21 protein-coding genes are annotated in these 22,620 nt (G+C 60.1%); 9 read left to right on the forward strand and 12 right to left on the reverse strand.

Features of this window, described 5'->3' with window-relative positions; genetic code table 11:
- Nucleotides 1-119 precede the first annotated feature (119 nt).
- The 5 genes from PH5382_RS08425 to PH5382_RS08445 all read right to left on the reverse strand — a co-directional run bounded on the left by PH5382_RS08425 (nucleotide 120) and on the right by PH5382_RS08445 (nucleotide 4,802).
- Nucleotides 120-1,295: an acetyl-CoA C-acetyltransferase gene (locus PH5382_RS08425; protein ID WP_058333926.1), complete on the reverse strand. Its 1,176-nt coding sequence runs from the start codon at nucleotides 1,293-1,295 to the stop codon at nucleotides 120-122.
- 371 nt (nucleotides 1,296-1,666) lie between these two features.
- Entirely contained in the window at nucleotides 1,667-2,509 is an 843-nt protein-coding gene (locus tag PH5382_RS08430) for an EAL domain-containing protein (protein ID WP_156414865.1), read from the reverse strand.
- A 177-nt stretch (nucleotides 2,510-2,686) separates the two neighbouring features.
- On the reverse strand, nucleotides 2,687-3,610 hold the full coding sequence (locus tag PH5382_RS08435; RefSeq protein ID WP_058333927.1) for a sterol desaturase family protein: 924 nt from the start codon (nucleotides 3,608-3,610) through the stop codon (nucleotides 2,687-2,689).
- A 4-nt stretch (nucleotides 3,611-3,614) separates the two neighbouring features.
- Nucleotides 3,615-4,040, reverse strand: a complete 426-nt coding sequence (locus tag PH5382_RS08440; protein WP_058333928.1) for a hypothetical protein — start codon at nucleotides 4,038-4,040, stop codon at nucleotides 3,615-3,617.
- 174 nt (nucleotides 4,041-4,214) lie between these two features.
- Nucleotides 4,215-4,802, reverse strand: a complete 588-nt coding sequence (locus PH5382_RS08445) for a TlpA disulfide reductase family protein (RefSeq protein WP_197410024.1) — start codon at nucleotides 4,800-4,802, stop codon at nucleotides 4,215-4,217.
- A gap of 20 nt (nucleotides 4,803-4,822) precedes the next feature.
- On the opposite strand from PH5382_RS08445, the gene argH reads away from it, so the two are divergent.
- The 5 genes from argH (at nucleotide 4,823) to PH5382_RS08465 (ending at nucleotide 10,870) form a co-directional block, all read left to right on the forward strand.
- The gene (gene argH / locus PH5382_RS08450; protein WP_058333930.1) at nucleotides 4,823-6,217 is read left to right on the forward strand and encodes an argininosuccinate lyase; all 1,395 of its coding nucleotides are present in this window, start codon (nucleotides 4,823-4,825) and stop codon (nucleotides 6,215-6,217) included.
- Nucleotides 6,218-6,319: 102 nt separating this feature from the next.
- On the forward strand, nucleotides 6,320-6,499 hold the full coding sequence (locus PH5382_RS08455; RefSeq protein WP_058333931.1) for a hypothetical protein: 180 nt from the start codon (nucleotides 6,320-6,322) through the stop codon (nucleotides 6,497-6,499).
- 65 nt (nucleotides 6,500-6,564) lie between these two features.
- Nucleotides 6,565-6,729, forward strand: coding sequence for a hypothetical protein (locus tag PH5382_RS19990; RefSeq protein WP_197410025.1), 165 nt, complete (start codon nucleotides 6,565-6,567; stop codon nucleotides 6,727-6,729).
- 85 nt (nucleotides 6,730-6,814) lie between these two features.
- Nucleotides 6,815-8,080 carry a diaminopimelate decarboxylase gene (gene lysA / locus PH5382_RS08460; protein ID WP_058333932.1) on the forward strand — a complete coding sequence of 422 codons (1,266 nt, stop codon included), beginning with the start codon at nucleotides 6,815-6,817 and terminating at the stop codon, nucleotides 8,078-8,080.
- A gap of 63 nt (nucleotides 8,081-8,143) precedes the next feature.
- Nucleotides 8,144-10,870: a TIGR02302 family protein gene (locus PH5382_RS08465; protein ID WP_058333933.1), complete on the forward strand. Its 2,727-nt coding sequence runs from the start codon at nucleotides 8,144-8,146 to the stop codon at nucleotides 10,868-10,870.
- Between the two features lie 259 nt (nucleotides 10,871-11,129).
- On the opposite strand, the gene PH5382_RS08475 is transcribed toward PH5382_RS08465, so the two are convergent.
- The gene (locus PH5382_RS08475) at nucleotides 11,130-12,125 is read right to left on the reverse strand and encodes a zinc-ribbon domain-containing protein (RefSeq protein WP_058333935.1); all 996 of its coding nucleotides are present in this window, start codon (nucleotides 12,123-12,125) and stop codon (nucleotides 11,130-11,132) included.
- Between the two features lie 214 nt (nucleotides 12,126-12,339).
- Here PH5382_RS08475 and PH5382_RS08480 point away from each other — a divergent pair, with 214 nt between their 5' ends.
- The 4 genes from PH5382_RS08480 to PH5382_RS08495 are packed head-to-tail and all read left to right on the forward strand — an operon-like array spanning nucleotide 12,340 to nucleotide 15,242.
- Nucleotides 12,340-13,017, forward strand: a complete 678-nt coding sequence (locus PH5382_RS08480; protein WP_058333936.1) for a cell division ATP-binding protein FtsE — start codon at nucleotides 12,340-12,342, stop codon at nucleotides 13,015-13,017.
- Nucleotides 13,014-13,913, forward strand: coding sequence for a cell division protein FtsX (locus PH5382_RS08485; protein WP_058333937.1), 900 nt, complete (start codon nucleotides 13,014-13,016; stop codon nucleotides 13,911-13,913). The genes PH5382_RS08480 and PH5382_RS08485 overlap by 4 nt, the downstream gene beginning before the upstream one ends.
- Nucleotides 13,910-14,650, forward strand: a complete 741-nt coding sequence (locus PH5382_RS08490; RefSeq protein ID WP_156414866.1) for a lysophospholipid acyltransferase family protein — start codon at nucleotides 13,910-13,912, stop codon at nucleotides 14,648-14,650. Before PH5382_RS08485 ends, PH5382_RS08490 begins: the two co-directional genes overlap by 4 nt.
- Nucleotides 14,637-15,242, forward strand: coding sequence for a pyridoxamine 5'-phosphate oxidase family protein (locus PH5382_RS08495; protein WP_058333939.1), 606 nt, complete (start codon nucleotides 14,637-14,639; stop codon nucleotides 15,240-15,242). Before PH5382_RS08490 ends, PH5382_RS08495 begins: the two co-directional genes overlap by 14 nt.
- 250 nt (nucleotides 15,243-15,492) lie before the next feature.
- On the opposite strand, the gene PH5382_RS08500 is transcribed toward PH5382_RS08495, so the two are convergent.
- From PH5382_RS08500 to PH5382_RS08525, 6 genes are all read right to left on the reverse strand, one after another.
- On the reverse strand, nucleotides 15,493-15,801 hold the full coding sequence (locus PH5382_RS08500) for an EthD family reductase (protein ID WP_058333940.1): 309 nt from the start codon (nucleotides 15,799-15,801) through the stop codon (nucleotides 15,493-15,495).
- A 118-nt stretch (nucleotides 15,802-15,919) separates the two neighbouring features.
- A complete protein-coding gene (gene lpdA, locus PH5382_RS08505; protein ID WP_058333941.1) occupies nucleotides 15,920-17,311 on the reverse strand; it encodes a dihydrolipoyl dehydrogenase in 1,392 nt (463 codons plus the stop codon).
- 94 nt (nucleotides 17,312-17,405) lie between these two features.
- Nucleotides 17,406-17,795, reverse strand: a complete 390-nt coding sequence (locus PH5382_RS08510) for an MAPEG family protein (protein ID WP_058333942.1) — start codon at nucleotides 17,793-17,795, stop codon at nucleotides 17,406-17,408.
- Complete coding sequence (locus PH5382_RS08515) at nucleotides 17,792-18,016, reverse strand: hypothetical protein (RefSeq protein ID WP_058333943.1); 225 nt, start codon at nucleotides 18,014-18,016, stop codon at nucleotides 17,792-17,794. The genes PH5382_RS08510 and PH5382_RS08515 overlap by 4 nt, the downstream gene beginning before the upstream one ends.
- Before the next feature lie 79 nt (nucleotides 18,017-18,095).
- Nucleotides 18,096-19,601 carry a 2-oxoglutarate dehydrogenase complex dihydrolipoyllysine-residue succinyltransferase gene (odhB, locus tag PH5382_RS08520; RefSeq protein ID WP_058333944.1) on the reverse strand — a complete coding sequence of 502 codons (1,506 nt, stop codon included), beginning with the start codon at nucleotides 19,599-19,601 and terminating at the stop codon, nucleotides 18,096-18,098.
- Nucleotides 19,602-19,612: 11 nt separating this feature from the next.
- Nucleotides 19,613-22,564: a 2-oxoglutarate dehydrogenase E1 component gene (locus PH5382_RS08525; RefSeq protein ID WP_058333945.1), complete on the reverse strand. Its 2,952-nt coding sequence runs from the start codon at nucleotides 22,562-22,564 to the stop codon at nucleotides 19,613-19,615.
- Nucleotides 22,565-22,620: the final 56 nt, after the last annotated feature.

Raw genomic sequence — 22,620 nt, forward strand, 5'->3', positions numbered from 1 at the left:
TGCGCAATGGATTTTTGCCGCAATGCCGCGTAAATTGTCGCACCTGCAGCAAGCGATGATCGTACCAATAAAAAGGGCGCCAAACTGGCGCCCTGTTCTATGTCAAATTGTGCACCCTTTTAGGGGCGCTCCAGGCACATGGCGACGCCCATGCCACCGCCGATGCACAGGGTGGCAAGACCCTTTTTGGCATCGCGCCGCTGCATTTCAAACAGCAGCGTGTTCAGAACCCGGCAACCCGAGGCACCGATGGGGTGACCGATGGCGATGGCACCGCCATTGACGTTGACGATGGCCGGATCCCAGCCCATGTCTTTGTTGACGGCGCAGGCCTGGGCGGCAAAGGCTTCGTTGGCTTCGACCAGATCCAGATCGCCGACGGACCAGCCCGCTTTTTCCAGTGCCTTGCGGGATGCGTAGATCGGGCCAACACCCATGATCGAGGGGTCAAGACCGACGGTCGCAAAGGAGGCGATACGGGCCAGTGGCTGGATGCCGCGTTTTTCGGCGTTATCGGCGCTCATCAGCAGGGTGGCGGCAGCGCCATCGTTGAGACCGGAGGCATTTGCTGCAGTGACAGAACCGTCTTTGGTGAAAGCGGGGCGCAGTTTCTGCATCGCTTCCATGGTGGCACCGTGGCGGATGTATTCGTCCTGATCCACGATGATGTCGCCCTTGCGGGTCTTGACGGTGAAGGCTGCGATCTCGTCGGCGAATTTACCGGCTTTCTGCGCCGCTTCGGCCTTGTTCTGGCTGGCGACGGCGAATTCATCCTGCATCTCGCGCGAGATCTGCCATTTTTCGGCAACATTTTCGGCGGTCTGGCCCATGTGATAGCCGTTGAAGGCATCCCAAAGACCATCGCGGATCATGGTGTCGATGTATTTCATGTCGCCCATTTTGTGGCCGGCACGCAGATGCGCGGCATGTGGCGACAGCGTCATGCTTTCCTGACCACCAGCAGCGACGATATCGGCGTCACCCAGCTGAATATGCTGTGCGCCCAAAGCAACTGCGCGCAGGCCGGAACCGCAGACCTGGTTAATGCTCCAGGCAGCGCTTTCCTGTGGCAGACCCGCGTTGACATGGGCCTGTCGGGCAGGGTTTTGCCCCTGGGCGGCGGTCAGGACCTGGCCGAGAATGGTCTCGGAGACCTCGGACTTGTCGATGCCAGCGCGCTCTACAACGGCTTCGAGAACAGTGCGACCCAGATCATGGGCGGGGGTGTTGGCGAAGGCACCGCCAAAACTGCCGACAGCGGTACGCGCGGCGGATGCAATTACAACATTGGTCATTTATGTGGGTCCTCTGCCATCAAATACTCTGCGGAAATGTGCCTCGGCTCTGGCCCGTCTTGTGGCCTGCTTTGGTACAAATCCCCTCCCTAATCTGGAGCCTCGTGTGGGCCAGACATAGTGCATTGCTGCAGTTGCAGCAATTGACAGGGTGTCTCAGTCAGTGTGCAGGAGTCAACTGGCATATGCGCAAAAAGAAAAACACCGCCTGTCGTAAAGTGACAAGCGGCATGTGGTTGCTGCGATGCAGCGCCGATCAGGAGGTGTCGATCAGGTGGCCGTGTATCTGCGATAACATGGCTGTTACGTCTACCTGCCGCCGAGCATTGTCCCGCCGCCAGCCCGGATCCGTCGTCCGCAAGGCCCGGATCTTAGGCGCGGTTGCGTTCTTTCATCTCTTCCAGCCAGGGCGGAGAGACGGTCGGGGCACCATAGAGGAAACCCTGCAGGCAATCGACGCCAATGGAGACCAGAAATTCTGCTTCGGCCTGAGTTTCGACGGATTCGGCCACCACCAGCATGTCGAACTGCTTGGCAATGCCCACGAGAGCGCGGGTCACGGCCTGATTGTCGAGATTGGAACAGATGCCGCGAATGAACTGGCCATCCACCTTGACGGCATCAAAGAAGAACTCGCGGAAATGGCCGATTGCCGTGGTGCCGGCCCCAAAATTATCCAGCGCAAAGGCGATGCCGTATTTCTGCATTCGGTCCATGAAGTCGATGACCAGTTCGGGCGCATCCATGGCCGAGGCTTCGGTGATTTCCAACACCAGCCGTTCACCGATGTTTTTATCCTTTTTCAGGAAATTTTCCAGCACCTTGGTCCAGCGCCGGTATCCGATGGACCGGGCTGACATGTTGATGGAAAGCCGAATCCGGGGCGAATTGCTCAGGGCGCGCAGCCCGTGTTGCAACGCTAGGCAGTCCAGTTCGCGGCCGATTTCTTTGTCATAGACGACATGCATGAAGTCGCGGGCCGGGATGACCCGACCGGTGGCATCCAGCACCCGCATGTAGCCTTCGTAAAAGGCAGTTTCATGCGGCGGCAGGGCCTGCATGACGGGCTGAAAGGCCAGCATGGTATGATTGTGTTTGACCGCCTCTGCGACCATGTCCAGGGTCGAGACATCCCGTGCCACCACTGCCGATGAAATCGGATCTTCAGCGCCTTCTGGCAAATTGGCCCGTGTCAATTTTTGTTTGCTTATCACTTCGACCCCCTGGGTATGCGCCGTTCAAGCTGTCGTCTTGGCATAGTATGCGTCAGAGGGAACCATCGGGTAAAAGGGTGAATTCTGCCTTAAATTTAAAATCCTAATGGTTTTTTGTTGCGCTGACGCTGGGGCAGCAGAGACGCGCGCGAGCCAGGCCGAAACTACAGGTTGAAACTACAGGCCAGGGCTGCCGGCATCCTTTGGATTGCGCGCCAGATGTTTGGCCTTGATCGTCTCGGAGCTATCCCGGCTGCCATCGTGGCTGTAGCCAGGGGGCGCAAAGGCATAGGCGAGGCGTTGTTTCAAGGTCAGGCCCGGTTGGGTCACGTCCTTGTAGATGGCGACCCATTCGTGAAAGGCGACCCGCAAAGGGTTGAAGGTGGCGATGTTGAAAACCAGGCCATAGTCCACCGGGTCGTCGTCTTGTTCGGGCACAAAGGTTCCGAACATCTTGTCCCAGATGATAAAGACCCCCGCGTAGTTGCAATCGAGGTAGCGCGGGTTGCGGCCATGGTGCGCGCGGTGATGGCTGGGGGTGTTCATCACCGCCTCAAACCAGCGCGGCATCTTTTTGATGGCTTCGGTGTGGATCCAGAACTGATAGACGAGGTTGAGCCCGCCCACGAACAGTACCAGCGCCGGGTGAAACCCCAAAAGCACCAGTGGCGCGCGCACAATCATCATGAAGGTAAAGGTCCCGGTCCAGGTTTGGCGTAGTGCTGTGGTCAGGTTGTAGTGTTGGCTGGAGTGGTGATTGACGTGGCTGGCCCAGACCCAGCGAATGCGGTGGCCAAAGCGATGCACCCAGTAATAGCGCAGATCATCCAGTATGAAACACAGGCCGATCACCCAGATCGAGGTGCCCAGATCGAGCGGTGTCAGTCTCCAGAGCAGCATGAAAAACCCCCAGGCGATAAAGCCCAGAAGAATGCCAGAGGCCACACTGCCTGCCCCCATGATCAGCGAGGTCACCGCATCACGGGTCTCGTAGCGCCCACCGCGTCCTTTGATTGCGATCCACAGAAATTCACCCAGAATGGCAGCAATGAAAATCGGCACGGCCAATTGGGTCACGTCCGGAAGAGTAAGCGGATCCATGGCGTTAAGCCTCTGCTAGGGGGGAGTTGATAGCGGAATGGTCAGCGATCATCTGCTGCCAGCTATTCGTTTCTGTGGGTGTCAGATGCAACAGCACCCGTGGCGCGGAATAATCAGCAAAGCTGAGGCGCAGGCCATCGTTGGTTCTGGCAAGATCAATATCCTGCAAGGTGCGGGCCACCGTGTCGGCACCAAAGGACCACACCAGTCCAAGGGGCGCGGATGCCTCCGCGTCTCGGATCAGGGCTGCATGGCCGTTGTCCGCGACAATCAGCTGAGAAACCCGGCTTTCAGGAAATTGCCGCTGCCAGGCTGCGCGCGCGGAGGCAGCGCTGAGCACCCGCTTGTTGGAGCGCCCGGTCAGATGCAGGAGCACCGCAATTGCAGCGATTCCGCCGATAACAAGGATCAACAGCAGTTCCAGCGGCATTTGGTCCTCCTTAACAACCCGGTACCCGACAACCCGGTACCTGTTCCGCCTGAAAGCGCGGTACCCGTTCAGAATGACGGGCCCCGGGCCGTGCTGTCAAAGGTGGCGTTGCGGCAAGGAGGGCTTTGGCCGAGGAGGGGCGGCCAAAGTCATGTCAAATTCTACAGAGCTGAATTAGCTCTGATCGGCCTCAGCGATCATTGCTGCAATGATTGCCTTGGCGCTTTCGGAATTCCATTCCGCATCCCCCAGCAGGCGCGCGACTTCCTGACCGTCGCGGTTCAGCAATACGGTGATCGGCAGGCCGATCACCGCCATCTGGCGGGCTAGAGCCTGTTTTGGGTCCTGATGACGTGGCAGGTTGGTGATGCCGTTTTCTGCAAAGAACTTCTCGATGCCTGCGGGAGAGTTGCGACCGGTGGCGATGGTCAGAACTTCGAAATCTTCTCCTCCGAATTCTTCCTGCAGCTCGGCGATCTGCGGCATTTCCTTGCGGCAGGGCGCGCACCAGGTGGCCCAGAAGTTCAGCAGCACGACCTTGCCCTTGTAGTCTTGCAGAGAGGCCATGCCGCCCTCGTCTTCGAGGAAGAATTCGGCATCCGAGACATCGCGAGGGCTGGAATGGATCACCAGACGTTTGAGGCTATCCGCACGCAGGGCCTCCAGCGCGGCTACATCCGCAGCAGCCGAAGGCGCGACAAAGGCCGCATTTGCACCCAAGCTCAGGGCCATATAAAGGGAAAGCTGACGTAACAGACGCATATTATCTCCGGGATTGCACCATGACAGATCAAGCCTCGAACCAGATGTGGGGCGGCCGCTTTGCCGCCGGTCCAGACGCGATCATGGAGGCGATCAACGCCTCGATCGGTTTTGACAAGCGGATGGCAGCCCAAGACATTGCTGGCTCCAGGGCCCACGCAGCGATGTTGGCTGCAACAGGCGTTATAAGCGATAACGACGCCGAGGCAATTCGGGAAGGCCTGCTCACGGTCTTGTCAGAGATCGAGACCGGGACGTTCCAGTTCTCCACCGCGCTGGAAGACATCCACATGAACGTCGAGGCCCGCCTGAAAGAGGTGATTGGTGAACCTGCAGGCCGTCTGCACACGGGGCGGTCACGTAACGATCAGGTGGCGACAGATTTCAAACTTTGGGTGCGGGATCAGCTGGATGCGGCTGAGTCGGGTCTGTTGGCGCTGATCAAGGCGCTGTTGGGGCAGGCCGAAGCCGGTGCCGATTGGGTGATGCCCGGTTTTACCCACCTGCAGGTGGCACAGCCGGTGACCTGGGGCCACCACATGATGGCCTATGTCGAAATGTTTGGACGCGATCTGTCGCGGGTGCGCGACGCGCGCAAGCGCATGAACGAATCTCCATTGGGCGCGGCAGCACTCGCCGGCACCTCTTTTCCGATTGATCGCGACATGACCGCCGCTGCGCTGGGCTTTGACCGCCCAGCTGCGAATTCGCTGGATGCGGTGTCTGATCGTGACTTTGCGCTGGAGTTCCTGTCGGCGGCCTCAATCAGCGCCATTCACCTTAGCCGCTTTGCCGAAGAGCTGGTGATCTGGTCCTCGGCGCAGTTCCGCTTTGTGACCCTGTCGGACCGCTTCTCGACGGGCTCATCCATCATGCCGCAAAAGAAAAACCCGGATGCCGCCGAGCTGATCCGCGCCAAGGTGGGCCGGATCTTTGGTGCCAACACGGCGCTGATGATGGTGATGAAGGGGCTGCCGCTGGCCTATTCCAAAGACATGCAAGAAGACAAGGAACAGGTCTTTGATGCCGCCGACAGCTGGATGCTGGCCTTGGCCGCAATGGAAGGCATGGTCAAGGACATGACGGCAAATCGCGAAGAGCTGGCGGCGGCTGCCGGTACAGGCTTCTCAACGGCGACCGATCTGGCCGATTGGCTGGTGCGGGTGCTGGGCTTGCCGTTCCGCGATGCGCATCACGTGACAGGATCGCTGGTGGCACTGGCCGAAGGCCGTGGCTGTGATCTGCCGGATCTGACGCTGGCAGACATGCAGAACGTGCACGGTGAGATCACTCAGGATGTCTTTACTGTTCTGGGTGTTGAAAACTCGGTAAACTCGCGCCTGTCCTATGGTGGCACCGCCCCCGCCCAAGTGCGTGCGCAGGTGGCCCGTTGGACTACGATCCTGGCGGGCTGATTGCCGCCGAGCTGACGAAAATGCTGCGCAAGGAGCTTGTTTAGGCTCTTTGCGTCCCCAGATTGGTGCTACCTTCGCAAGAAGGCATTGAACGGAGGCAAGATGATGCGCGGATGGATCTTTGGCCTGATTGGCTTGGTTCTGGTGAGCGCCTGTGGCGTCGATGGCGAGCCGGTGCGCCCGTCGCTGAATGCCGGCGTTGGTGTCTCCAACAGTGGCGTTCATGCCGGTGGATCAGTTGGTCTGCACAAGGGACCGGTGAATATCTTCCTTGGCTTCTAGCACGAATGGCTTCGATTTGGAAAAATGTCCGCACTAGGGGCCCGCGACAGGTCAAGGAACACGTGATGATACGACTTTTTTTGGTGCTGGGCGTTGTTGCGCTGGCAGCCTGTGATCTGCCACAGAGCTATGCCACGCCGCCCAAAGACGAGCCGAAACAGGAAAAACCAGCAAAGAGCGGTGTTTCCGTTTCTGGCTATGCCCGCGTCGGCGTTTCGCATCGCTTCTGAAATCTGAGGCGCTTGGTGCAGGAAAGCCGGGCGATGAGGTGGGAATCATTTGCCTCAGAACCCGGTTTTGGCTAATCGCCAAGGTATGGATCACTTTCTCTACCGCGACGGCGCGCTTTACGCCGAAGATGTGCCGGTTGCCGAAATCGCGGCTGCTGTGGGCACTCCGTTCTATGTCTATTCCACAGCGACGCTCCAGCGCCACTTCCGGCTGTTTGACGAAGCGCTGGAGGGCATGGATCATCTGGTCTGCTATGCCATGAAGGCTGCGAGCAATCAGGCGATCCTTAAGACTCTGACGCAGGCCGGGGCGGGTATGGATGTGGTCAGCCAGGGCGAATACCTGCGGGCCAAAGCGGCTGGTGTGCCCGGCGACAAGATCGTGTTTTCCGGTGTTGGCAAAACCGCCGAGGAAATCCGCGTGGCACTGACGGGGGGCATTCGGCAGTTCAATGTCGAGAGCGAGCCCGAAATGGAAGTGATCAACGCGGTGGCGCTGGAGCTGGGGCAGGTGGCACCGATCACTATTCGGGTAAACCCGGATGTCGACGCCAAGACCCATGCCAAGATCGCCACGGGCAAATCCGAAAACAAATTTGGCATTCCCATCGCCCGCGCGCGTGACGTCTATGCGCATGCCGCCAGCCTCAAGGGCCTCAAGGTGGTTGGAATCGACGTGCATATCGGCTCGCAACTGACCGAGTTGGAGCCGTTCCGGCAAGCCTATCAAAAAGTGGCCGAGCTGACAGAGACCCTGCGCGCCGATGGTCATGACATCAAACGTCTGGATCTGGGCGGCGGCCTGGGCATTCCCTATACCCGCTCCAACGAGGCGCCACCGCTGCCGGTGGAATACGGTCAGCTGATCAAGGAAACGCTGGGACATCTGGGCTGTGAGATCGAGATTGAGCCGGGCCGCCTGATCGCGGGCAATGCGGGCCTGATGGTCAGCAAGGTGATCTATGTGAAATCCGGTGAGGGCCGTGATTTCTTGATTGTGGATGGCGCGATGAACGACCTGATCCGCCCCGCCATGTACGAAGCCCATCATGATATCGTGGCCGTACAAGAGCCCGAAGCAGGCATTGAAAGTCGCCCCTATGATATCGTCGGCCCGGTCTGTGAAACGGGCGATACCTTTGCCAAGGAACGCAATATGCCGCCGCTGGATGCGGGCGATCTCATCGCCTTTCGCAGTGCTGGTGCCTATGGTGCGGTGATGGCCAGCGAATATAATTCACGGCCCCTGATTCCCGAAGTTCTGGTGCATGGGGATCAATTCGCGGTTATCCGCCCAAGGCCGGACTATGACGAAATGATAAATCGCGATACCATCCCTGAGTGGCTGTAATCATCCGGGGCTTCATTTCGGATGCGCGGCCATAGCGCAAAGCCGGATGGAGGCAGAGCCGAGATGATGCGAAACCGCAAAAGGGATCCACGATTGCAGCCGCTGCGCTGGGCGCTTCGGCTGACCCAGGCGGGCATGGTGGCGGAACGGGCCCTGCGCGCGTTCTGGCCCCTTGCCTCGGTTCTGATGATCACACTGGCTGCGGTTATGCTGGGAGGGCTGGATCTGCTGCCTCTTGGGGTAGTCTGGAGCGGGGCGGTTTTTGTTCTTGTGGCGAGCTTGTGTGCCTTGGCTTGGGGACTGTGGCATTTTCGCTGGCCGCGTCAGTCGGAAACTCTGGCGCGTCTGGATGCCAGTCTGCCGGGGCGCCCCGTGCGGGCCCTGCTCGACAGTCAGGCGACTGGCGCCGGGGATGCCGGATCAATGGCGCTGTGGCTGGCGCATCAACAACGCATGGCCCGGGCCGCAGCCGCAGCAAAACCACCAACACCCAACCTGCGTATCGCTGCGGCTGACCCTTTTGCCCTGCGCTATGTGGCGCTGTTGGCCCTGGTCATGGCACTTGGCTTTGGCTCGCTCTGGCGGGTGGGCAGCCTTGGGGCCATGGTGCCGGGGGGGCAGGCTGGGGTGGTAACAGCTTCCTGGGAAGGATGGATCGAGCCGCCGCGCTATACCGGGCTGCCAGTCCTGTATCTGAATGATCAGCAGGCTGATAGGCTGGAGCTGCCAGAGGGCAGTCGCATCACCCTGCGGTTTTACGGATCGGTTGGGGCGCTGGCCCTGAAGGAAACTGTTTCTGCTTCTGTCGCTGGGACCGTGGGGACTGCGACTGGGGCTGCGATTGGGTCTGCGGCTGGGACGGAGACCGGGGCCACAGTTGAGGCCACAGCGCCAGAACATGCCATTGAGGTGCAGCGCAACGGTGATCTTGAAATCAGGGGCGAAGGCGGGCGCAGCTGGTCTGTCGCAGTCCTGCCGGATAAGCCACCGCAGATTTCGGTGACAGGATTGCCGGAACTGACCGAAGCCGGCGCCCTGTCGCTGCCCTATATGGCGCAGGATGACTATGGGGTGATTGGTGGTGAGGTGCGGATTGCGCTGGATGAACATGCCTTGCAGCGCCGCCATGGGTTGCGACCGGATCCAGAGCCACGAGAGGTAATTACCCTGCCATTGCCTCTGCCTTTGAGCGGCAGCCGACAGGAATTCAGCGAGTTTCTGATCGAGGACTTTGCCGGACATCCCTGGGCTAACCTGCCGGTTGTCTTCAGTTTTACGGTCCGGGATGCTGCAGGGCAAAGCACGACCACGGCCGGTCTTGGGGCGCTGCTGGTGGCGCCGCGGTTCTTTGATCCGCTCGCAGCTGCCGTCGCAGAGCAACGCCGGGATATTCTTTGGTCAGGGGCAAACGCGGGTCGGATTGCGCAGGTTCTGCGGGCGGTGTCGCATCGGCCAGCAAGTATCTTCCGGGAGGCCGGAAGCTATCTGCAGCTGCGCGGCATTCTGCGGCGGCTCGAAGGGTTCACCCAGGCTGAACAGGCCGGACCGGGGCTGTCAGGCCCGCCCAGAGACGAGATCGCGGCGGCGCTTTGGGCTTTGGCGCAGAGTTTAGAAGAGGGCGATATTGGTGATGCTCTGGCGCGCATGCAGCAGGCCAAAGAACGGCTGAGCCAGGCGATGCGGGATGGCGCCAGTGACGAAGAAATTGCCCAGCTGATGCAAAAGCTGCGCGAGGCGACCCAGGATTACATGCGCCAGTTGCAGCGTCAGGCGCAGCGGGACCGGCAATCCGGTGCAGAGGACGGAGAGCAGCAACAGGCGGGCACCACGCTGAGCCAGCAGGACCTGCAGGCAATGATGGATCACATCCAGGAGCTGATGGAACAGGGCCGCATGGCCGAGGCTGAACAGGCGCTCGAGGAATTCCAGCGGATGATGGAAAACATGCGGATGAGCCAGAACCAGCAGGGCGAAGGCGGCTCGCAGGGGCAACAGGCCATGGAAGGTCTGGGCGAGACCCTGCGTGAACAGCAGGGGCTGTCGGATCAGGCGTTCCGGGATTTGCAGGAACAATTCAACCCCAATGCGCAAGCCGGACAAAGCCAGAGCAATGAAGGGCGCAGTGGTGGTCAGGGGCGCGGTCAGCAGCACGAAGGCGGAACTGGTCAGGGCTCAGGTCAGGGAAATACAGGCCAGAATGGGTCTGGTCAGGACGGGTCCGGCCAAGATGGGTCTGGTCAAGACAGCGCCGGCCAGCAGGGGCAGCCGGGCCAGAACGGGAGCGGTGGACAGCCCGGTCAGGGCGGCAGTCTGGCAGACCGTCAGCAGGCCCTGCGTGATGAGCTGCGCCGCCAGCAGGAGGGCCTGCCACTTGGCGATGAGGCGGGCGGCTCGCAGACCCGCGAGGCACTGGACCGCGCCGGTGAGGCGATGGATCAGGCCGGAGAGGCTCTGCGCCAGGGCGATCTCGCCGGTGCAATCGATCGTCAGTCCGATGCTATGGAAGCGCTGCGCGAAGGCATGCGCGCTCTCGGAGAGGCGCTGGCGGAAAACCAGCAACCCGGTCAGCAGCCGGGGCAGGGCCAGATGTCATCTTCCGGTCAGGCGGACCCGCTGGGCCGGGATCGCAACGCTTCGGGGCAAGGCGACGAGCGTGGTGCGCGCATCGGTGAAGGCCGCGCCCACCGCCGGGCCTGGGATCTTTTGGAAGAGCTGCGCCGCCGGATCGGTGAGCAGGGGCGCAGCGAAAGCGAACGCAGCTACATCGAACGTCTTTTGGATCAGTTCTGAGGCAAGCTCTTAAGCATCCTCCCACTGCTGCGGATTGGAAAACTCGCCATGTTCAAGACGTCGCAAAGGTACAAGACGTCGCAAAGGTACAAGACGGTGCACAGGTACAAGACGGTGCTGTGGCTCAACCCGCAGCAGGGCCACAGCAAGGACAGCAAAGGTAGTGCGTCAGGAAGTGCCGGTCCGAGGGTCGTTGAAGCGAGACTACACTCCGAAATCAGAATGTTAGACTATTTTCTCAAACTCAGACGGGCAAAGCTCAAACCTGCGGGGCCTGCAGCGCCTTGACCTGGGTGTCCAGCCAGAGGCGTGCCTGATCAACCCAAGTGACATAGCTGCTGAGATAGGGATCTGCTTGCGGGATCTGTTCAGCAATCTGAGGCGCGTTGCTGTAAACCATCACCATTGCCACAATGACAAGAACTGCCAGAGCAAACCCTCGGGTGAACCCGGATTTACGCGGTGCCGGTAGCGCAGGGCCCGCTGTTGGCATCGGGGCCGTATCATTGGCGCGCAAAGTGGAGTTTATTTCTTCGATATCCGGCAGGACACCACGTTTCAGCCCGCTGGCTTCGGCAGCCAGTCGGCGGGGGTCTTCGCCGCGGATCCGCGCCATGCGGTCCTTGGCCTGACGGGTCCGCCGCGCGTTTTCATCTTCGGGTACGTCATCCAGCCCAAGACCGGGCTGGGTTTCAAGCCCCTGCGGGGGGGCTGCTGCGCGCAGGTTGGCTTCGCGTTCGGCCTCTTCGCGCAAAATACCCGAAAGCGCCGGATCTAATCCACGTTGCTGTGGGGCCGCTGGTTCGCTGCGACTGCCCTGTTGGTCGTCATGAGTATCTGCCTGAGTTTCTGCAAGCGTATCTTCAGGGGCATCAGTATGGGCATCGACCGCGTCGCTCGCCGCATTTGCCTCGGTGTCTTCATGGGCAAAACTGGCCTCGCCCGAGGCATCAGAAGTCGCAAACTCACCATCTGGCGCGGTGCCGATTTCGATCTCGGCCTCCTGCCTCGGGGCTGTCTCTTCGGCACTCTCGGTATCAGTTTCTGGTGCGGTTTCTGCTGACGGCTGCGCTGCGGGTGATGCCGCGTCGGGGGCAGAATCCTGCGCCGCTGCCGCAGCCCCTGGATCAAATCCTGCGGCATGCTGAAACCAGGTGTCACCGCAATTGGAGCACTGTACGTCACGACCTTCTTCGGGAATGACGTCATCCGGCACTTCGTACTGGGCACCGCAATTCGGACAGGTCAGGCGCATCGAGTTCTCCTTGGACCCGGAGACCTCCGGGTGGCTGTCAGCAGTATTTCCAAATGACAATAGGCAGTTCCGGGCCATCGCGAAAGGGTCAATCGCTTCAATTGCCGCATCCGGGCCTGCTTGGGGGGCCGCTTTGACCCCTGACTCGATCCATCGACCATTGAAACTGGCGACCCGCTGAGGCAAAACGGCAGGGCGCAACCAGGGGACTGCCGTGATAGAGCTGGAAAATGTGGGCTACAACTACGGGGGCGGCGAACTGCTGAGCAACCTCTCCGTAAAACTGGCGCCGGGGTCCTTTCATTTCCTGACGGGACCGTCCGGGGCGGGCAAGACCACGCTGTTGAAACTTTGCTATGGCGCGCTGACCCCAACCTCGGGACGGGTGCGCGCGTTCAATATGGATGTGCAGGGGCTGGATCGCGACCAGATGGCGCATCTGCGCCGCCGTGTCGGGGTGGTGCATCAGGACTGCCGGTTTCTGGACCATCTGCCGGTGATCGAAAACATTGCCTTGCCGCTGATCGTGTCGGGCAAGGATCTGGGTGCCGAAGAAGCAAACCTGCGCGAATTGCTGAACTGGGTTGGCCTATCGGATCGCGCCAATGCACTGCCACCTGAACTGTCTGGCGGCGAGCGCCAGCGCGCAGCACTGGCCCGATCGGTCATTTTGTCGCCGGATGTGATCATTGCGGATGAACCCACCGGCAATGTCGATTGGGAAATGTCGCAGCGATTGCTGCAGCTGCTGGTCGAGCTGAACCGCATGGGCAAGACCGTGTTGGTCGCCACGCATGATATGTCACTGATCCGCGCTGCCAAAAATCAGGTGCAGGCGCGGGTACTCAGGATCGCGGCCAAGCAGCTGCACCTAGCGGGGGCAGACCTATGAGCGAAGGACGTTTGCGTAAACTAATCGTCGGCGATGCACAGGCTGACCGGGTTGTTCCCCCCAGCGGCTTTACCGCACAGCTGACACTTTTTGTATCCGGAGCCATGGCCTTTTTGGCGGTCTTTGCGCTGGCGTTGTCGCTGGCCTCGGGGCGGCTGGCGACCCGCTGGGCGGATGAGCTGGCCCGCGCGGCCACCCTGCGGATCAATGCGCCTGCTGATCAACGTTCGGCCCAGACCGAGGCCGCCCTGGCGATTTTGCAACAAACGCCGGGCGTGGCCTCGGCACGGGCACTGACGCAGAAAGAGCAGGCCGCCTTGCTTGCGCCCTGGTTTGGTGCCGGCCTGCCAATCGACAGTTTGCCAGTGCCGCAACTGATCGAGGTGATCGAAGACGATCCCGGCTATGACGGCACTGGCCTGCGCCTGCGCTTGCAGGCAGAGGTGCCCGGGGCGGTGCTGGATGACCATACCCGCTGGCGCGCACCGCTGGTGGATGCCGCCCGCGCGCTGCGCCGCCTTGGTGCGGTGTCGATCCTGCTGATCGCGGGGGCAACTGCGGCGATGATCACCCTTGCTGCCAATGCGGCCCTTGCCGCCAATGCGCAGGTGATCGAGGTTCTGCGCCTTGTTGGGGCGCTGGATAGCTATATCGCGCATGCCTTTATCCGCCGCTTTACCCTGCGCGCACTGGGCGGATCTGCCGCTGGCATGGCGCTGGGTATGTTTGGCGTCTGGCTGATGCCTGCGGCCTCCAACGAGGGCGGCTTTCTCACCGGGCTCGGCTTTCAGGGATGGTCCTGGCTGTTGCCGCTGCTTATTCCGCTGCTTGGCGCACTGGTGGCCTTTGCCGCCACCACCCGCGCGGCCAAAAAACGTCTGGGAGATTTGACGTGATGCTTGCCCTGCAATGGCTCCGGTCGTTTCTTTTTGTGTTTCAGATCTATTTCATGATGCCGATCTTTGGTCTGGTGTTTGCCCCCTGGGCGATCTTCAGCAAACGCGGCGCACGGGCCTGCTGCAAAAGCTATTCGCTCTGGGTGTTCTGGACCGCGCGACTGATGGTGGGCATTCGCTGCGAGGTACGCGGCACGCCACCAACCGGAGAAGTGCTGATCGCCGCCAAGCACCAGTCGTTCCTTGATATCATGATGATCTTTACGGCGCTGCCGACGGCCAAATTCATCATGAAGAAGGAAATCCTGCGCACGCCGGTCATTGGCCAATATGCCAAGCTGCTGGACTGTGTCGCGGTGGACCGTGGCAAACGGGGCGCTGCCATCGACAAGATGGTCGCGGACGTGAAGGCGGGGCGTCAGGATGCCGGTCAGCTGATCATCTATTCGCAGGGCACCCGCGTCGCACCAGGCGTCAAGGCGGATTACAAGGTCGGCACCGGGGTCCTTTATGAACAGCTGAACCAGCCCTGTGTGCCGGTGGCCACCAATGTTGGTGTGCTCTGGCCGCGTACAGGGATCATGCGCAAACCGGGCGTCGCCGTGGTGGAGTTTCTTGACCCCATCGAAGCCGGGCTGGGCCGCAAGGAATTCATGGAAATTCTGGAGCAACGGGTCGAGGCGCGATCTGACGCCTTGATGCGAGAGATAGGATTTGACCCCGATGCAGATTCTTAAAACCATCGAAGACCTTGAGGCGCTTTACGGGACACCGGGAGCGCCTTCTTTACGAAAAGTCGCGCGTCGGATGACGCCGCTCTATCGCCAATGGATCATGGCTTCAAAGCTTTGCATGCTGACCACCGTTGGCCCCGACGGCACTGACGATAGCCCGCGCGGTGATGACGGTCCGGTGGTGTTGGAGCTGGATCCAGGCACCCTGGCGCTGCCGGATTGGCGTGGCAATAACCGACTGGATTCGTTGCGCAACATTATCCGCGACGGGCGGGTTTCGCTGATGTTTCTGGTGCCGGGCTCCAACAATGTGGTGCGCGTCAACGGCAGTGCGCGGGTGACGGCCGATGCTGACCTGCGCGCCCGGTTTGATCGCAACGGCAAACAGCCCGCTACAGTGACAGTGATTGTCATCGATGAAATCTACAGCCAATGCGCCCGTGCTCTGATGCGGGCCGGCACCTGGAAAGGTATCGATGAGAGTACAGGCCTGCCCAGCATCGGGGAGATCCTGGCGGAACAGACCGATGGTGAAGAAGGGGGGCAAGCCTACGATCAGGCCTGGGGCGCACGCGCAGAAAAGACCATGTGGTAGCAGGTCAAATCACGCACGAGGCCTGAATTTAACATAGATCTTGAATATATCTTCATGAAGTTGGAGTATTTGAAAATGCAGCGACGGAACCAATGATTAGGTCCGCTGCGATAGCAACGCGCATCCATGCCCGATGGTTGCGGCAGCACTCACGTGATACAGCCCAACGGCTGTTCAGGCCGGTGGAAATTTTTTACCACCGGCCTATTCTCTATCCCAAACCACCCAGATTCGGTCGCTGACAGGTACCTTAGCTGACGACCTCTCCGATCAGGACCTGTGGCTGCAGGTTGGTGAAATTCGCAACATCTGCCATCACCGGCCCCGACTGCTTCATCGCGGCTGACATAGAAGCCTGATCGGCAAAGACCATTGTTGCCACCGCATGATAGGCAGGGGGCTCTTTGGGGCCACCGGCGATGCCCTTGGTCACCAGAGCCTGGTCGATATACTCTCCCATGTGTTTGGCTACCAGTTTCATATGAGTGTCGGCGTAGTAGTCATGGTCAAATGTACTGCTATCACTGATCGGATAGATCACTTGTAGTGAGACGGCCATGCTGTGTCCTCCTGTGGTTGTCTAACCTGAAGTAGAGCCGGGAAAAACCGCAGTGCCAACCAAAAAAGGCAGCCCCGAAGGACTGCCCCTTTGTGCCGCGAAAAGAAAGAAGGGCGGATCAGCTGTGAATTGCGCCGCCACCACAGGCAAGCGCGGCTTCACGCACGGCCTCGGAATAGGTGGGGTGGGCATGACAGGTGAGGGCGACGTCTTCGGCAGAGGCGCCGAATTCCATCGCAACGCAAAGCTCGTGGATCAGATCGCCGGCGCCGGGACCAATGATGGCGGCACCCAGAATACGGTCGGTTTCCTTGTCTACGATCAGTTTGACAAAACCGCCTTCGGCCTGATGCACGGCCTTGGCGCGGGCATTGGCCATGAAGTTGAACTTGCCCACCTTGATCGCACGACCCTCGGCCTTGAGCGCGTCTTCGGTGGCGCCCACGGTGGCGACCTCTGGTGTGGTGTAGACCACACCGGGGATGACGCCGTAGTTCACGTGACCATGTTTGCCTGCGATCACATCGGCGACCGCCATGCCTTCATCTTCGGCCTTGTGGGCCAGCATCGGGCCTTCAATCACATCGCCAATGGCAAAGATACCGGGCACATTGGTGCGCCACTGGGCGTCTGTTGCGATCTGGCCGCGTTCGGTCAGTTTTACGCCCAAGGCGTCCAGTCCCAGACCGTCAGCATAGGGTTTGCGGCCTGTTGCCACCAGCACCACATCGGCGTCGATGACTTCTTCATCACCGCCCTTCTTGGGCTGGTATTTTACCTTTGCCTTGGTCTTGCTGGCCTCGACACCCTGAACGGCGGCGCCCATGATGAAGTTGAGGCCCTGCTTTTCCAGGATGCGTTTGAAGCCACGCTGGACGTCCTTGTCCATCCCCGGACAGACCGCATCCATGTATTCAACCACGGTGACCTCAGACCCCAGACGGGCATAGACCGAGCCAAGTTCCAACCCGATAACGCCGGCACCGATCACCACCATTTTCTTGGGGATCTTTGGCAGATCCAGCGCACCGGTGGAGGTGACGACGACCTTCTCGTCGACCTCGACACCGGGCAGGGAAGAGGGCACAGATCCGGTGGCCACGACGATATTCTTGGCCGTGTGGGTTTCATCGCCGACCTTGACCTGACCGGCCGCCGGGATCGAGGCCCAGCCTTTCAGCCAGTCGATCTTGTTCTTTTTCATCAGGAATTCTACGCCGCCGGTGTTCTGGCCAACGACATCTTCCTTGTAGGATTTCATCTGGTTCCAGTCGACCGAAGGCGACTTCCCTTTGAGGCCCATACCGGCAAAGTTATGCTCGGCTTCGTGCAGCATATGGGTTGCATGCAACAGCGCCTTGGAGGGGATACAGCCGATGTTGAGGCAGGTGCCGCCGAGGGTCTCGCGGCCCTCTACGATGGCGGTTTTCAGACCCAGCTGGGCACAGCGGATGGCGCTGACATAGCCGCCGGGGCCCGCACCGATGATGATTACGTCGTAGGATGCCATTTTCAGAGGGTCCTTTGCGGTTGATGGGAGAGGAGGGGGCGTTGCCCCCAGCCCATGCGGGCCTCCCCCGGAATTATTATGGAAAGATGAAAGCTCATAGCAGGGCCGCGATCAACATGAATGTCGTGGCGAAGAAGCCGATGGCCCAGACGATGGAGCGCCATGGGGTAAGCCCCAGGGCATAGGCGGGCACATAGAGAATGCGCGCGCCGAGGTAGGTCCAGGCGCAGCCCGTGGTGAAAGGTGTGGACTGATCGCCCAGCGTGACCACCAGGCAGGCGATGGTGAAGAGGATCAGCCCCTCGAAGTGGTTTTCCAGCGCACGTTTCAGCCGCCCGGCCGTGCCAGTGAGCTGCACGGGTTCGTCGCGCGGGCCAAGCGCCACCTTGCGGCTGACCTGTCGGTTGGCGGTAAAGGAATAGGCGAAGAACTGCAGGCATTGCAGCAGCCCAGCGAGGGTGAGGATGGTGAGTTCGGTGGTCATAGTGAGAGCAGTCTTTCTCTAATTGCGAAAAACAGATGCCAGAGGTCATGAGTGCCCGTTTCAGCCAGGGAAAGACACTCTACGTGCTCTTGATCACTTTCCTGTTTCATACTGGGATACATGTCTAGCGCTCGTGCATAACGTTGGTTTTCGATATAAGCGATCGTCGCCCCAAAGGTCAGAAGCAACAAGGCCAACACCAAAACCAGTACATTCTTCATGCGGGCCCCAAAGATTGAAGAACACAAGTTTTGATAGTCTCCCGAGGCTCTCGTCTCGGGAGACTTCTTCATACAAGTTTTACAGATCCATCAGCAGGCGGCGTGGGTCTTCCAGCGCTTCTTTGACGCGGACCAGGAAGGTCACAGCGCCTTTGCCGTCGACGATGCGGTGGTCGTAAGACAGCGCCAGATACATCATCGGGCGGATGACGACTTCACCGTTGATCGCCATGGGGCGGTCCTGGATCTTGTGCATGCCCAAAATGCCGGACTGCGGTGGGTTCAGGATCGGTGAAGACATCAGCGAGCCATAGACGCCGCCATTGGAGATGGTGAAGGTGCCGCCCTGCATCTCTGCCATCGACAATTTGCCGTCACGGGCGCGTTTGCCCTTTTCCGAGATGGCTTTTTCGATTTCGGCAAAGGACATGGCATCGGCGTCACGGATCACTGGAACAACCAGGCCGGTCGGGGTGCCGGCGGCCACGCCCATGTGCACGAAGTTTTTGTAGACCACATCGGTGCCGTCGATTTCGGCATTGACCTCGGGCACTTCTTTCAGCGCATGGCAGCAGGCCTTGGTGAAGAAGGACATGAAGCCCAGACGCACACCGTGTTTCTTTTCGAACTGGTCTTTGTACTGATTGCGCAGCGCCATCACCTCGCCCATGTCCACCTCATTGTAGGTGGTCAGCATGGCTGCGGTGTTCTGGCTTTCCTTCAGACGCTTGGCGATGGTCTGACGCAGGCGGGTCATTTTCACCCGTTCCTCGCGTGACGCATCGTCTGCGGCGACAGGGGCACGTGGCGCGGGAGCTGCGGCGGCTGGGGCCGGTGCTGCAGCGGCTGCTGCCATAGCGCGGGCCACATCGTCTTTCATGATCCGACCATCACGACCGGTGCCTGCCACATTGGCGGCAGAAAGCCCGGCCTCGGCCATGGCTTTTTCCGCCGATGGCGCATTGGCGATGTCCTTGCCTGCGGCGGCAGGAGCTGCAGCTGCAGCGGGGGCTGCGGCTGGCGCCGCCGCTACGGCTGCACCCGCACCCGAGATGACACCAAGCTTGGCACTGGCTTCAACAGTAGCGCCTTCGGCAGCGGTGATTTCTGCCAGCACACCCGCAGCAGGCGAGGGCACTTCAACCGAGACCTTGTCGGTTTCCAGCTCACAGAGCATCTCGTCCTGCGCCACGGTATCGCCGACCTTTTTGAACCAGACAGAGACGGTCGCCTCGGTCACGGATTCACCTAAGGTTGGCACCATAACATCGGTGCTGCCACCGGAAGCTTCTGGTGTTGCGGCAGCAGGGGCTGCTGCAGCGGCTGGCGCTGGGGCCGCGGCGGCACCAGAGGCCGAGATATTGGCCAACAACGCATCAACGCCAACTGTGTCGCCTTCGTTGGCGACGATATCGGCCAGCACACCTGCGGCAGGGGCGGGCACTTCGACGGTAACCTTGTCGGTTTCCAGCTCACAGAGCATTTCATCCTGGGCCACGGTATCGCCAGGTTTCTTGAACCAGGTGGCTACGGTAGCTTCGGTCACGGATTCACCCAGGGTGGGCACACGCACTTCGGTGGTCATGTCTGTCTTCCTCAGATGCTCAGCGCGTCGTTCACGAGCGCAGCTTGTTGGGCTTTATGTTGGCTGGCGAGACCGGTTGCAGGCGACGCCGAGGTGGCACGGCCGACGTAAGCGGGCCGGGTGTGCTTGGCCTTGATGCGGCTCAGCACCCATTCGATATTGGGCTCGATGAAGGTCCAGGCACCCTGGTTCTTGGGCTCTTCCTGGCACCAGACCATTTCGGCCCCCTTAAAGCGCTCCAGCTCCTTGACCAGCGAGATCGCCGGGAAGGGATAGAACTGCTCGATGCGCATCAGATAGACATCATCGATGCCACGGGCGTCACGCTCTTCGAGCAGATCGTAGTAGACCTTGCCCGAACACATGACGACGCGCTTGATCTTGTCATCCGCCGCCAGTTCGGTTTCCGAATGACCCTTTTGGGCATCGTCCCACAGAACCCGGTGGAAGCTGGAACCGGTGGTGAAATCCTCGGCGTTGCTGACGGCCAGTTTGTGGCGCAGCAGCGATTTGGGCGTCATCAGCATCAGCGGCTTGCGGAACGAGCGGTGCAGCTGACGGCGCAGGATGTGGAAGTAGTTGGCCGGGGTGGTGCAGTTGGCAACAATCCAGTTGTCCTGACCGCACATCTGCAGGAACCGCTCCAGACGCGCCGAAGAGTGCTCAGGGCCCTGGCCCTCAAACCCGTGCGGCATCAGACAGACCAGACCAGACATCCGCAGCCATTTGCTTTCGCCCGACGAGATGAACTGGTCGAACATGATCTGCGCGCCATTGGCGAAATCGCCGAACTGGGCTTCCCAGAGAGTCAGCGCGTTGGGTTCAGCCAGCGAGTAGCCATATTCAAAGCCCAGAACCGCATATTCCGACAGGGCGGAATCGATCACATCGTAATGTGACTGGCCCGCGCGGATATTGTTGAGCGGGAAATAGCGCTCTTCGGTGTCCTGATTGATGATACCGGAATGACGCTGCGAGAAGGTGCCACGAGTGGCATCCTGCCCCGACAGGCGCACGGGGAAGCCTTCTGTCAGCAAGGAGCCGAAAGCCAGCGCCTCGCCGGTGGCCCAGTCAAAGCCCTCGCCGGTCTCAAACATCTTACCGCGCGCGGCCAAAAAGCGCCCGACGGTCTTATGCATCGGGAAGCCTTCGGGCACGGAGGCCAAGCTCTTGCCGATCTCGGCCATGGTTTCCGGCGCGATATCCGTACGGCCGCGCTGGTAGTCCTCATCCTTTTTGTCCAGATGCGACCAGCGCCCGTCCAGCCAGTCGGCCTTGTTGGGTTTGTAGTCCTTGCCGATCTCGAACTCTTCGTTGAGATGGGCCTGGAAGGTCGCCTTCATGTCCTCGATTTCGCCCTCGGGGATCAGGCCATCCTTGACCAGACGTTCTGTATAAAGGCTGAGCGTGGTTTTGTGACCCTTGATCTTCTTGTACATCAGCGGGTTGGTGAACATGGGCTCGTCGCCCTCGTTGTGACCAAACCGGCGATAGCAGAAGATATCCAGCACCACGTCCTTGCCGAATTTCTGACGAAACTCGGTCGCAACCTTGGCGGCGTGCACCACGGCTTCGGGGTCGTCACCGTTGACGTGGAAGATCGGTGCTTCAACCACCAGCGCATTGTCGGTGGGATAGGGGGAGGAGCGCGAGAAATGCGGCGCGGTCGTGAAGCCAATCTGGTTGTTCACCACGATATGCATGGTGCCGCCGGTCTTGTGACCTTTGAGGCCCGACAGCGCAAAACACTCTGCAACCACGCCCTGGCCTGCAAAGGCGGCATCGCCATGCAGCAGGATCGGCAGAACATTGGTGCGGCTGCTGTCGCTTTTCTGGTCCTGCTTGGCGCGCACTTTGCCCAGAACCACCGGGTTCACCGCCTCGAGATGCGAAGGGTTGGCGGTCAGGCTGAGGTGAACATTGTTGCCATCAAATTCACGGTCTGAAGAGGCGCCGAGGTGATATTTCACATCGCCCGAACCATCGACATCTTCGGGCTTGAAGCTGCCGCCCTGGAATTCGTTGAAGATCGCGCGATAGGGTTTCTGCATCACATTGGCCAGAACCGACAGACGGCCCCGGTGCGGCATACCAATGACGATCTCTTCGATACCAAGATTGCCGCCGCGTTTGATGATCTGTTCCATTGCTGGGATCAGGCTTTCGCCACCATCCAGACCAAAACGCTTGGTGCCCATGTATTTGACGTGCAGGAATTTCTCAAAACCCTCGGCCTCGACCATCTTGTTGAGGATCGCTTTGCGGCCTTCACGGGTGAATTTGATTTCCTTGTCGTAGCCTTCGATACGCTCCTTCAGCCAGGCGGACTGGCCGGGGTCAGAGATATGCATGTATTGCAGCGCAAAGGTGCCACAATAGGTACGCTTGACGATATCAACGATCTGGCGCATCGAGGCGACCTGCAGGCCCAGAACATTGTCGATAAAGATCGGGCGATCCATATCGGCGTCCATAAAGCCATAGCTTTGTGGATCCAGCTCGGGGTGCGGCGCGTCACTGCGCATCGACAGCGGGTCAAGATCGGCGGCCAGATGACCCCGGATCCGGTAGGCGCGGATCAGCATCAGGGCGCGGATCGAATCCAGCACGGCGCGTTGGATCTGCTCATCCGAGACCTCAACGCCTGCTTTTGCGGCCTTGGCGGCAATTTTCTTGCCGGCGGCTTTGGTCTCGACCGGGGCAGGCCATTCGCCTGTCAGCGCCGCTGTCAGATCATCACTGGGTGCAGGTGGCCAGTCGCCACGCGCCCAAGACGGGCCCTGGGCCTCGGCCTTTACGTCGAGATCTGCATCGCCCATCTGGCGGAAGAACTCAGCCCAGGCGGCATCCACCGCGTTTGGGTCACTGGCGTATTGCGCATAGAGCTGCTCGAGGTATTCGGCATTGTGCCCCTGCATGAAAGAGGAGGCGTGGAACAGGTCGTTGGGAGAGTTATCTGTCATGGATGTTCTCACTGCAGAGGATCAGAAACTGGAAATCAAAAGGAATAAGCGGTGTC

Source organism: Phaeobacter sp. CECT 5382 (assembly GCF_001457775.1).
Taxonomy (GTDB): Bacteria; Pseudomonadota; Alphaproteobacteria; order Rhodobacterales; family Rhodobacteraceae; genus Pseudophaeobacter.